Below are 13,226 nucleotides of genomic sequence, written 5' to 3'. Positions count from 1 at the left end.
TAAGATCTATTTTTTATTGTAGACAAACTTTGCATTCCAATATTCATTTCTTCCATTCAGTAGGTGGAATAAATAACGCTGACCAGAAGTCATACTACCTGCGTCTAATGTTACCTGCAACAGGTTCTGTCCCCTGATAAGGGAAAGCGTGCCGGATTTAACGATCGCATTCTTATTATCCAACGCCACGATCTCATATTTCACAGTAGTATCTCCTGCATCATTGTTATACCCAATCTGTAAGGTGCCATTGCTGCTAAACTGTGCAACATCCAGCCCTTTCTTTAATTGTATATAGGCTCCCTGCGTTGAAATAGTTGCCTCAGGTACCACGCCTTTTATTTTAAACGTCCAGATGTCCGTCTGCGCCGCGAACTGGTTACCATTGTTTGCAATCACCGTCCATGCATATTTCTTCGAAGTATCCAGTGCTTCAGCAGATACAGGGTAGTTTAGAAACTGCGTTTTATTATGTGCAGAACGATATACAGGTATGTTCTGCTGAATAGCTTCCGCAGGAGATTGTCCACGCCGTAGCTCTACGATCGTGACATCATAGTTCAGGTCACTGAAAATAGACAATGGCGCAGGCGGCAGCCAGCTGAATTGCGGCAGATTGCCTTCCACTATACTTAGATCAGCAGGTGTATTCAGCAATGGTGGTGCTACCGGCTCCACGTTGAATGGCAGACAGTTTTCCGCCACCACATTGCTGGCGTCACCTGTACTTTGTATCAAAGAATAACAGGCGATGTAACTACCAGCAGTCAGTAATCCATTCGCACTTCTGTCAGCCGCAGATGAAAGATATTCGTAAGTTACAGGGGTAACATCTCCTGCCTGAATCTGCTTTGCGCCTTTGTTGAGCGTAATGGCGCGTGAAACACCTGTAAGAATAGGCTGATTATTTTGCGCATCTGTAATACGCAATTCCAGGTGAACCACGGTTTGTGAGCTGGAAGCCGATACCAGCAGGATGTTCCATAACTGGGCCTTCTGCATCACACCTGTGGGGGGTAACTGCACGGTCATACTTACCTGGGCCATGGTTTTTAGCGATAGCATCATGAGCGCTATCAGCGGGATGTGTCTCATTTAAAAAATTTTCGTATAAGTGATTCTGCCTGTATTATTGGATACTAATCGTTTTTCTGCACCTGGAATAAATCCTTTATCTACCAAGACCGCAACCTGGCCAAGGTATGGGATATCTACCCGCACATTGCCGGAATAGCCTACTTCTCTGAGCTCATATACCGTTTGATAACTGTATTTGAGTCCTGCTCCTACATCCATCCATGAGCGTACTTTATAATGAATGTTGCCATCTCCCCCATATAGGTTGTAATCATCATTCAGGGCAGCAGATGCTGTTCCCTGTATGGCGAAACGACCCACAAAAAGTGCGTGGTTCAACAGTATGTTTCTTGTATTGAAATAGAGATAACTACTATCTGCCTGTTTATTATAAAAACGGGTATAGGATAGCATGGTGCTCATCGTCGCCGTTTTTACCTTATAATAATGAGACAGGGTGCCTACCAGCGTATAGAATGTATTTTCTATGTAGGAGCCATCGCTTAACTTTGTAAGCTGTGAACTTGGATAATAGCCGACCGTCAATACAGGGTAACGTTTGATACGCAGGGTAGCCTGAATACTTTTAAATACAGTATTACTATGGTATTCTGACTGCTGGTAACTGCTGTTATAATTATTCCTTGTTAAGGATGCGATCACCCACAACTGCTTTCTCCAGAAAGGCTGATCTACCCGCACACTCCAAGCCACTTGTTTGCTGCCTGTGGTAAACAAACTAAAGGATTGAAATCCTGCCCCCATCACCTTATACATAGCCTGCCACTTTGTACTGCTGGCTGGTATAAATGCATTGCCCGTTACAGAATATGCCTCATTGCGACGATCTGAAAACCGCAGCATGGCGCTTAACTGATGTGATGAATCAGGCGTTTGATAATGAGGCAATGAAGACTTCGCCACTTCACCAGTGAAGTAAATATTCTTTGTGAGCTGATACCGCCCTTCTATAGCCAGTCCCATGATGTGACTGTTCACATCATACAATTGTTTCTTGCCATAATAATAAGTGAGATACACGTGATTGCCTTCCCGTATGCCATACCCACCACGTACTAATGAAAGATATTGTTTAGGCCCATCACTGTTTACGATATAATTCCTAAACCGGTAATCCACCACACCTGTAGCAACAGCAGCATACCAAGAAGGATTGTATTCCACCTGTACACCTGTTATACTGATGTTCTTTGCTGTCAACTCGGAATAGTCTACCAAAGTACGACCAATGCCTACATTCCTGATGGCCAGCAATGTCTTGTAACCCTTTGGTAGTATGGAACCCGGCAGATTCATATCTTTCAGGTTAGCCGCCAGTTCTTTGTTATTACGACTGTTCATGATATCGCTCTTCATGTTGCCCACACTTCTCTGATGTGTTTTGTACAACTCATAAAGCGTATCATATTGTTGCTGGAGTGAATCCAGTTTTTGTTTACGGGCTGCGTATTGCGCTTCGAAACTACTATCCTTCGGTGTCTCTTTTAGACGACCTTTATATTTTAAGAGCAGATCAAGAGGTATTGAATCTTTAGGAATGGAAAGCTGCTGTGGGCTGTATAACTGGCGCTCCCTGGCTTCTACTAATCGTTGTAACTGAGCAGGAGAAGACAACCAGCTTTTAAGCTGATCCAGTTCAAATACTTTCGTATCCAGTTGTGTTTTTTCCAGTCTGAGTTGTTGCATCTGATCCATGCGGGAAGCATCCCATTTATCCAGTTTTTGCAATAGCAAATTCCTGAAATCACGACTGGTATATTGCATATTAATACCCGTGATATTTCTGAATAAAGTAGAATTGCCACGGGCAGTGGAAAAGCCCACCCGAATCGGATATTGGTCCGTGACCGTTACATCCAGGTAAGTTTGTAATGTATGCTTGTAAATATCTTTTTGCTCGTAAGGCGTATCTACCCCAGATTGATAATAATAATCGTAAATGACATTGCCATGCACCTTTAAGAATGGTGCAGACGGAGGTTTATGCCATACGGTGGTGTCATAACGTTTGTCACCGAATACAGGAATCAGCGCCAAATTATGATTCGTGTCACTTGCCAACAGGTAAGAGACATTTCCGGAGGATTGCCGAATACCGCGTGGGAATGCGACAATAGTTCCCTTGCCGGGTGCGCCGGGTAAGTTGGTACTACGTTGCATTTGGGCATAGGAAAACCTGCTCCCGGTGAGGAGGAACAATGATATTACGATAAAAGTTTTCAAACTTGCCTTAGCAGGAGGTTTAAAGTATGTGGTATATTGAATTGCGGGATTGAATGTATATTTACATAGTTATGGATTTTAATTAATGTCGTGTGTGAATATTGGTCAACAATGTTATTTATATACGCCTCTTAATTGGTTTGAGACAAATGTAGTTAAATAAAATATATTCCAAAATAATATTGTGAAAAAATTGCTTTTGCTTCGGCAGACTAATTGTTTCATGGGGATATTTGGCCTGCGGTCAGTTTTGAGTTATAAAATTGCTCACTTCTGCCACTGTAGGATAACCAATATGTATAAGGGCGGCAAACTTAATCCCTGTAGTAAAGGCTATATTCAATTCCATAGAGTAAAAACCCAAGCCACCAATTGCACTTATGTGCAATACCGGGTGGAGGTTGACCAATGCAAAGTATTACTGCTGTGATACTAATCACCAATTTCAACCAGTTGCCACCTAGTATTTTTTCGATATTATTTCCAGTCCACACTGTAGCATGAAATCAATAAACCTATGTCGTTTCCATCAATCACTTTTAACTATAAAGCATTTCAATTTCATTTTTTACCTTTTGGCTTAAATTGGTTAAACCATTTTCTTAATGGAGACATCTTTTAATCATCTGAAGGTGCAAATCTTATTACGTCCTTATTGATCCAATAATGAGACTTGCAATTAAATTGCCAATTACCTATAGATGGGTGCAATGAAACTGTCTCACCATCATAAGTTAACTTAAAGAATGACGCAAGATTTGTAAATGCTACAAAATACCGTTGGCCAAAGAACGGACAAGAGAAGTTAATCCCGTCAGATTGGCCTACAAAAAGCTAATATGAGAAGCATTTCTTTTTCTGTATCAATAAGGTTGCACATGCCACGCGCACAGCTCTTCCAGGGAATTGAAATCTTGTAGTATCGGATTCTCATGTCTAAAACTTCATCAATTGTAAAAGGATTGATATGGCTCTGTAACCCTTTGCAAATCTTTCTTAGGTTGAGCGCCAGGGAAGACGAGAAATAAATATCTACCACGGAATAATAATGGTACTATTTATTTGCCGAAAGTGATAATAATGTCACAAAATATTGAAGTTGTTTAGTCTTTTAATTTTTTTAAAAAGAGGACTAAGATTGCGATCCATTGTAATGCTATCCAGTTAGCCGCTTTTGTTTCAAATCTAATTATTAATGCTTTGAAGCTATCCGTCCAGGCATTTGCTTGTTCGATCTTGTAGCGTCTTTTATATAATTGATCATCAAAGTATTGATATGACTCACTTGGTTTGCTTGCTATTACGGGAATTGGTAGCGATATTAGCTTCCAATTCCTTTTCCATACAGTATTCCCTGAATTCTCCTCCATCAAAGCCTGCATCTGCATTTAAGAACAATCCTTTCGTATTTATTGTAGCCTCTTCGAGGGTGGTTAGCATTTCTTCAAAAGTTGAAACAATATTATAAAGATCATTATGATTGCCGGATTGTGGCTCGCTTACACTAAGTATCTGGCCTTGATTGTCATTCAAAAACAAACTATTACTCGTTTTGCATAATTTTCGACCCTGATAGCCTACTGCATCGCCTCCTCGCTTGGATGTTGTATGACTACCATCTAATTGAATCGAAGACAAATCAAGGGTTTGGCGATTTTCGTTTAAAAGATTTATCCAGATAAGTTTCCACGATCCATCGCTGCTCCATTTATTAAAGTAGTAATACACGCCTTGCCACGTAATTTCACCATTGGGGAAATATTCCTTAATACTTAATTCTCGCCACTGACAGCCCGTTTTTAACCGTTCTAATATCAAGCTTACTACTTTCACCAAATCCACTTTTGACTTATATCCTCGCTTCCTTATACTTAAATGCGGCAATATCCATTTTCTTATTATACCTTCGCTTATGATTTCCAGGGTAGTATCTTTTTGTTCGCAAAACAAAGATCAACTATTCCTGGGTTTCGTGTTTGTATAAAGACAATTCAATAAAGACTAAACAACTTCATTGTTTTATTCGTTCGGTGGACGACGAAAAACTAGTGCATATTTCTTTAATAGAGCGCGGAATTCATCTGTCGCTTCTATACACAATTCATCAACCGTTGAAGTGTTAACTTTCGGATAATATCGGGCACTGGTGGAGAATTCCGAATCTTCAATACAGAATATTTCAAAAGCCTCCCCCGTTGGAATACGAAAAAATAAATAATGACCTATCGCCCATGTGGTGGAGGGTCCTCGATAATTTAAATGTAACCTACTATATTCATAAGCTGCTTCGCTTTCTCCCTCCATACCAGGTGTCCAACTTTCCATGTCGTCCCAAAAACCACTTCCGTCGAGGTAATCATAATTGCCCCGATACTGAACAAATACTTCAATCGCTGTTTTGGTAGCCAATTCGCGAAGTCTATCATAAAAAGGCGTCATTACTTTTGGATGGAAGTTCCCATAATAGTCATTCCTGTCTTCAAAATGTTTATACTGACCGTAAAGTCCAATGAATAAAAAGCCCAGATCGTTTATAGTTAATTTAGATGGACTCAGGTGCTTGGACAAAGCATATAACAGATCATAACTGAGTGCGATCCTGTATTCATTATGGTGCCTACGGGCATCTAACAATAATTTCTCGTAGCGGTTAGTCGCAAAATGCTGTTCGATAAGCGCCGGGAAACGAATGATTAACCTTTTTAGCTCAGGCCCTTCGATGACTAGGATACGGTAGCGTTTTTGTACTCTGATCTGATCGAGCCAGTTACGTGCATTATTCGTCAGATAAGAAGAAATAAGGATTACAAGGCATGCAGGTTGTTCGGCATCTGCCCAGGCTATCTTGGAGGTAAGTTGTTCCGGGGGAACGCCCGCTGTATAATGTTTACACTCAAAGAACCACCGGCAGTCCTCAACACTCAATGGGGTTTCTACTGTCCAAATACCTTCAATGTCGCGGCCGTTATCTGCGCCACCTTGTCGCCATGTCAGTTGACGATACCCTAGCCTAAATAGTAATTCATAGCACAATCGCTCAAACTCGGTAGAACTGAGCTGATCAAAAATAACGTCTTCAGCGTTGTAAATCATATTACTAAATATGTAAAATTATTAAATTTCGGCAAGCTAACAGTTTCAATTCATAAAATAATCAACTGCGTAGGCTTCGAAGCTTCTTTTCTACCTGAATTTTTTTGACGATGTTTCCTTTACGGTCGAATAATTAACGGATTTTCTTTAGGCAAAAAAACTTTTAATCTTAATTTAATGTGTGATACTGTAAGTATTTCTCCTTAATCAACGCAACCAGTTTTGGAAACTTATTTGATATTTGTTGATGGTTTGTGTCTAAAGGTATCAGGTCGGGTTTACCAATAGTATGCAGCAACGATTCGAGTGCGCCTCGTTCAATTGACATTAGAAATAATGATATCAATTGCTCTTTTTGCTTCGCCGCTTCTTCAATCGAAACCGGATGGCCAAATAATCCGATTTTTAACATTTCATATCTTGAAAGCTTATGTAAAGCAATTCGCATTTCTTCCTTGAATTTATAAAGAGGTAAGTCAGGATCAATCGTTAGGTCTATTTTCTTACAGTAATCAATTAATTCATGTTTTAAATTCTCAAAATTTTCAAGGCTTTCACCAGCATAAATATCTATATGTGCATTGATTGCATCTTCGATATCATCTTCCGTATCGGGAATTGTTGGCTCAAAATGGACTATGTCGTAATCCCGTTTACTTGCATAATTTAAAGATTCCAAGTAATTAGAGATTTCACGTCTACAAATTGCCTCAACATCCAATAAGGCAGCATTAAAATACTTCAAAATATTATTATCCATAACATTCTATTTTTTATTTATGGTTAAGACCAAGGAGCAAATTAATCAAATGCCACGGGGCGGTTTTAGGATCACTGTTTTCGTCCGCCCAGGTACTTACGGCATCCATTGGTTGCCTCTGCAGATAAGCGGATACTACATAAGCAGCTTTGCTGGTCAGGTGATTTTGGGCAATAGTAGCTACCGCCCCGTGTCCTTCAAAGCCCTAGGATATAAGCGCCAGGCAAAATAAGTCGGCGATTGCACAAGTGAATATCGTTTTCATTCAGCGAAAATACTAAAGGTTCGGGATTGTCAACGGGTTAATAACCGGCCTGACGATACGTTGTGTCGAAATTGAAATAGACGGGTAAATTTAAACAGGTAATAAGGTACAGTCAGTAACTCATTAAGTTTCCTTTTACTTCTCTAAGCGTCTCAATTTTACATACATGTACTTACAATCCCCAGACGCGATGGTCTGGTTCGGCCTTCGACTTAATATATATATTTCTTCTAAGATCCTGCAATTTTATAGACGTTTTTATCATTGCGCCTTTGCCTCTCGTTGTTAAAAGATTTGTTATTAGTAAGGGTACTTCGCTCTGCTACCTTTCAGTAACATCATTGCTACTTTTACCCTATCCGACTCCCTCTCACCTTTCGACTCATTTCCCTATTTGGTTATAGAGCCGAATGCCTCCGGAGATTTCTTCCGGGATGAGGAGGGGGTCTCCAGTTGCGGTACATGTCCTTGTTACCATACTGTCGCTATCACCCCGCCAATGTGTCGTTTCCTGTGTCAGCCAATTTCGGAGAGACATATTGCCTTCGCCTGAACTATAAAGGCTCGGCCATTGGACATTAACTTACTTACGAGGCTACTTCTGCGTTCATGAATATTACGGCCTGGTAACCCACTAACCATGCTTTACATGGCTTTATCTGTAGGCTTCGGGAGTTCAGTTTCCTTCCCTCCTGCTACTTAGTTACAGGGTTCTGGCTATTACCCTGATGGAACTAACTCCCATTGAACATGTCCACCTTCGCTGGATGCACATAGTTCGGTAAGTTTTTCCACAGCGAAGCTGAGGAAAAACTTACCGAACTATTGAATAATGATGGCTTTGCTATTTATTGGTGACTAGGATTGGTATAATGATAACTAATTCTACGTCAATCATTGAATAAATTTAAGAAAAGGAATAATGAAAGAGTTCCTATGTATAATGCTCCCTTCTACATTATTTCTATTTCACTTTCCAGGAACCAGTTATATGTCAAAGCACTTTTTTTCACTGCTCCCGGATTATCTGTGTAACAAACGATCGCTAAACCGTCGCAGGCGCGGCTACATGCCACATAAAATAATCTATTAGTCCTATCAATACCCGTATCCTTTCCTGCTTCTTTATTCTTCAGATCAGTAGCAGACATCTCCTTTGCACCAAATAGTTTATCATAGCTAAAAAGAAATCCTCGGGCCTCTTCATCATCAATAATGACCATGACTCGAGGAAACTCAAGTCCTTTCACGCCCTGATGAGTGCCAAATTTTGAATTTTCCGAAAGGTAATCATTGTATCTCTCTATTTGGGAAAAAGGCTGACTCAATGCATTTTCCCAGGCCAACAATTCCTCATTGGAGGATACGAATTCTTTATCTGACTCATTTTTTTCTATATTCTTATCATCATTTTTCGGCCTTGCGATAATGGGATAATAGCTTTCAGGAATAATAAATAATCCGGATCCTAGAATATTTTCCAATACATCCAGTATTGTGGGATCTCTCCGTTCTGACCATAATTGAAGCAAGGCATCAACTGCTTCCTTACATATCTTCAAATTCTTAATTTGGTCTTCACTTTGCTTTAATAATTTGGAATCTAATAATGGGCTATTCTTTTTTAGTATTTTAGTTAATTCATACTTATCATTACATCTGTATGCATGTAGTAATGGCAAAATAACTTTAGTAAAAATAGAAACACCAGGCAACGAGCCATTAAGTAATCCGGTATGATAACGTGGTATTTCGTGTAGTGCTTCAAAAAAATCAAAGAAGCCCATTCGCCTGGCCGCCATATGGTGTTCAAGGATCAGTGTCTTTACATTTGAGTTACCAGGTACATCCTTGTCGTCATTCCAAAGTTGATCTTTTGTAATCTCTGCCATTCTTCCAACTATTATCTTCTCAAGTTCGAATTTTTCAGAGTTACGATTACAGATAAATAGTCGAACAGTTCCGCCATCTTTTTCCTCTCTGGATAACTGACTTTTATTGTCAACATTCTTTCGTATATTATTAATAAGATCTACAATTCGTTTGTGAGAACGATGATTCAATGTTTTATGTGGAGTTTGCCAGTTCATTGGGATGGCATTTTGCAAGTTTTCTTTCCCATCAAGATATATCCGTTGCATAGTATCTCCAAATAGCCCAACACATATATGCTCAGGCATCGCTTGTTGCATTTCAAAAATTGCATCAATAAGCTCTTTTTTCGTATCCTGGCTTTCATCTATTAGCAAAATCGGATATTTAGTTGCTACCAATTGTCGCATCAAAATTTTATTACTAATAAAGTAAGCGGTCATTGCTAATACCTCTGTGTGATCCAGGGAATCTTTATGAACATTATCACCGTTGGGATTATACGTAAATTTCACAATATCATTTAACTCAACCAATCGCTTGGTTTTTGCTTCAATACGTCTTGCCCTATCTATGGATGTCTTGTTCTGTGGATTTTTACTTTTACTTTGCTCTTGTTCCAAATCGGCGATCTCTTCATTTAAATTTTCTCTAACCCACTTCCTAATATCCTCAGTGAAGGGCTTAATTAGATCCCATGAAAAACTATGAATCGTACTAATTTGAAATATTGAGTCAAACTTTAATCGGCGAGTTATTTCATCAACAGCAGCATTAGTATATGTGATTACAGCAATCTTTTTTCGTCTAAGTAAAAACTTGTCTTTATGAGTAATTTTAAAATATTCAAGAACATTAATTAGGGTTGTTGTTTTACCAGAACCAGCTCCGGCAAATAGAAAGAAACTTTTATACTGCCCTGGAGTAATATAGTCGGAAATGGCATTATCGACCCAGGCATCCATCTCATTAGATTTATTTTCCATTATGCTCATCTTCAACGGTTATTAAATTAAAGCCTTGCTTGTTGGCAAGTAATTTATTTTCCAACCACATTAGGCCCTCATTTATGTATATTGGGATTTTTAGTCGTTCAGGTTCTTGCAAAAACAACAACTCTAATGCAAACTCTGCTTTCATCGCATTTTCTTTAGTTATTTCTTTGAACATTTTTTCCGCAGCAGCGTTAATGGTGCGTTCATTTGCGGCATTAATCATTTTAGCTAAAAGTCCGGAAGCTTTAGTTATTTTTTTAAACAAGCATACATTTTCCAATACCAAAGAATCCTCAAATGTATATGGATAAATAAATACGTCTTTATCTGCCTCCTTGAAAGTCAAGGCATTCTGATATGCTACCCTAATTGGGTATTCTGGATGCTCTTTTGCCAAAGGTGAAAGTTCCAATAATACATCAATCTCCTGTTTTCCAGGTATCCATCTTCCCAAGGTAAAATTTCCTGACTTAAACCCTTTTCCTTTTTCTGTTCGTTGCTTTTGCCCATTTGAACCGGGATCTACCGTGTCAATATCTGTAATAATGAGTGTGATGATGCCTAGTTTTTCAATCAGCGGTTTCAGTCTATGTGCATGACTGCCTCCTATTTCAAGAATAGAGATGTAGCAGGCACCGAGACATGGATGCTTCTTTAAAAAAAACGGAACTAGCATTTTCTCGGCCGGCCCTTCTACCAGAATAACTGCATCTGCGAAAAATAAATCACAATGGGTAGTTTTAAGATATCTGATAGCAAATCGTGTTGTGTCATCTACTGTTCCAAATGTTTCAGAAAGGTTGACCACAGTAGAGGTATTGATTTCACCATTCTTCCCCTTTTGACGTTTAAAATACCTTAATGCTGCAAAATCGATTTCATGCGCAATATGATTCGAATGCGTACTAATTACCAGTTGAGTACTAAAATCTTTCTTTTCTTTAAGGTTTGCGTGGTTTCTTAGTTTGTCATAAGCTTTCCTAATGAATATCTGTTGGACCTGAGCATGTAGATGGGCTTCTGGTTCTTCAATCAAAACAAGATGTAGTGGCTCGAATCCAGGACCATTTCCGTTTAAATCCATTTGCTTGGCCACTTTCCCTACTTGCATCCAATCATCTCTAAAACGAATAAGTTTAAAAATGATAGAGATAAGGTTTTGGTATCCTAAGCCATTATAGTTTTCAGGAAGACTTAATTCATGATTGTCGTCAAGCTTAAATAACAACGCTGAATTATGATTAAGCATCTCAGCTGTCCGGAGCTGGCTGGAAAGGACAATTGCGGGATTGTCAAAGCCAGGAATGTTTAATTCTTCTAACTCGCTCAATGAAGCCTCAAAACTTTTCCTTAGGTTTTTATCAAAAAGTTGTTTAGTAGCCTCAATCGATTCTATAGCGTTCAGATCTGTTTCCGTAGGTTTTAATACTGGATTAAGATGTTTGTCATAATATGCCCGAAACTGTGTGGATAAATTTCGATTGGACGATATTTCACCTGATTCCGTATTTACATCTGAAAATCCCCTTTGAGCATTTATAATGTCAATCCGAATAAGGCCATTAAATGCAGAGGCCTCAATTGCCTGTGCATCTGGGCCTAATTGTTGTTCTCCATTTATATTTGAAGGATCAAGTAAGTATGCCTTAATTGTAAATTGCGAGCTCATAACTGTGTCCCTATCTAAATAATCCCAAATATCCTTAGGCCAGATTTTCAGTTTCCCGTTTCCTTTTGCCGTTAGTGCACGACTGTTACTCCATTCTTCAATATAATTCTTATACAAAATTTTCACATCCTTAGGCTCATATCTTAACCTTACTCCCAATGGACCTCCACTCCAATCCAATGTTGGAATCAAATGACTTACATAATGGATTTCAGCCGGTTCGACATTTAGCCAAATATCCAGAGACGGGAGATACGGAGCCCATTGAACAATATTTAAATCTAGGATATTAGGGTCTGTTTCCGTTTCCCAATTTTCCCCAATCTTTTTAATATCTCTCCAGTTTGAGAGGGTAAAATCTCTGGTTGTAAGGGATCTTGATCGAAAAAAGGTAATTAAAGCATCCATTGCGGAAGTCTTACCGCTATTATTTGCCCCAACAAAAATTGTTTCCTTATTTGTCAAATCAATTCTACATGACTTAAGCTTACGGAAATTGAGGATGTGTACGAAGTCAATCTTCATAATGTGGCTTAGTGGCTATATAACAATAATAAATATAATAATAATCCTGTAAACTAAAACGCCCCTTTAAGACTTAAAAACTCGAACAATGATAAATCTAATTAGGGTCTGCTGAATAAGTTGCCGATCTGTTATTTTTCATTTTTACACCGAATCGATTTACCCTTCTTAATGTCTCAGATATCGGAATATAAATTGTGTATCGGATCTATTCCCCATTATGGTCAAATAGCTCTTTGTTACCAGCCAGTAATAGATCTGCAGTACTAACAACAAAGAACCTGCTGCCAGTTTAGCTCTATCTGGTCAGATACGAATAAATAGTAATTTCTTCAGTTTTTTATAATCTGGTGGCTGTTTTGCAAGAATATCGTCCATGATATTTCGGATTGCTCTCAATGTCCATTGGGAGCAGATCTTAACAATAAGATGATATCTTGTGTTGTCACTCACACCTTTTCATCGTAGTAAAGGAGCTTTTGAGTGTTAAGGAATAATTGTCCTAACATCACCATATCCATGTACTTATGTCAGATTTGAGCGCTTGGGGGCGGATACTCATTTAGTCCCATATCAATTCAATATGTGAAAGATTTGGCCACCCCTCCCGGTTACGACCATTACGGCCCTTGCGTTTCAAACGATAATTTTACGTATAAGTGCTGAATTGGCGCGGGTTTAACCTAACAAAAAGAGAGAACAAACATCGGACAGATGATGATTCTC

General features: G+C 39.0%; 9 protein-coding genes. All 9 read right to left on the bottom strand.

Translation table 11 applies throughout. The features are described 5' to 3' along the window. Window positions 1–6: 6 nt before the first annotated feature. The 9 genes from U0033_RS13560 to U0033_RS13525 all read right to left on the bottom strand — a co-directional run bounded on the left by U0033_RS13560 (window position 7) and on the right by U0033_RS13525 (window position 12,500). On the bottom strand, window positions 7–1,095 hold the full coding sequence (locus U0033_RS13560) for a hypothetical protein (protein WP_072365625.1): 1,089 nt from the start codon (window positions 1,093–1,095) through the stop codon (window positions 7–9). Beyond that, on the bottom strand, window positions 1,096–3,258 hold the full coding sequence (locus U0033_RS13555) for a hypothetical protein (protein ID WP_143150947.1): 2,163 nt from the start codon (window positions 3,256–3,258) through the stop codon (window positions 1,096–1,098). It abuts the gene before it with no gap. Window positions 3,259–3,939: 681 nt separating this feature from the next. Then, window positions 3,940–4,131, bottom strand: coding sequence for a DUF6527 family protein (locus tag U0033_RS33310; protein WP_245801874.1), 192 nt, complete (start codon window positions 4,129–4,131; stop codon window positions 3,940–3,942). A gap of 471 nt (window positions 4,132–4,602) precedes the next feature. Next, window positions 4,603–5,154 carry a transposase gene (locus tag U0033_RS13545; protein WP_326980869.1) on the bottom strand — a complete coding sequence of 184 codons (552 nt, stop codon included), beginning with the start codon at window positions 5,152–5,154 and terminating at the stop codon, window positions 4,603–4,605. Window positions 5,155–5,340: 186 nt separating this feature from the next. Further along, window positions 5,341–6,414 (bottom strand): restriction endonuclease, encoded by a 1,074-nt coding sequence (locus U0033_RS13540; protein WP_072365628.1) that lies wholly within the window; start codon window positions 6,412–6,414, stop codon window positions 5,341–5,343. 169 nt (window positions 6,415–6,583) lie between these two features. Then, window positions 6,584–7,174, bottom strand: a complete 591-nt coding sequence (locus U0033_RS13535; protein ID WP_072365630.1) for a hypothetical protein — start codon at window positions 7,172–7,174, stop codon at window positions 6,584–6,586. A 13-nt stretch (window positions 7,175–7,187) separates the two neighbouring features. After that, window positions 7,188–7,334, bottom strand: coding sequence for a hypothetical protein (locus tag U0033_RS33305; protein ID WP_407654244.1), 147 nt, complete (start codon window positions 7,332–7,334; stop codon window positions 7,188–7,190). Window positions 7,335–8,392: 1,058 nt separating this feature from the next. Next, window positions 8,393–10,306 (bottom strand): UvrD-helicase domain-containing protein, encoded by a 1,914-nt coding sequence (locus tag U0033_RS13530; protein ID WP_083571880.1) that lies wholly within the window; start codon window positions 10,304–10,306, stop codon window positions 8,393–8,395. Then, a complete protein-coding gene (locus U0033_RS13525) occupies window positions 10,287–12,500 on the bottom strand; it encodes an ATP-dependent endonuclease (RefSeq protein ID WP_072365632.1) in 2,214 nt (737 codons plus the stop codon). The genes U0033_RS13530 and U0033_RS13525 overlap by 20 nt, the downstream gene beginning before the upstream one ends. Window positions 12,501–13,226 lie beyond the last annotated feature (726 nt).

The sequence above is a fragment of the Chitinophaga sancti genome (assembly GCF_034424315.1).
Taxonomy (GTDB): Bacteria; Bacteroidota; Bacteroidia; order Chitinophagales; family Chitinophagaceae; genus Chitinophaga; species Chitinophaga sancti.
Note: the sequence above shows the minus strand (reverse complement) of the source record. Positions and strands in the feature narration are given on the sequence as shown.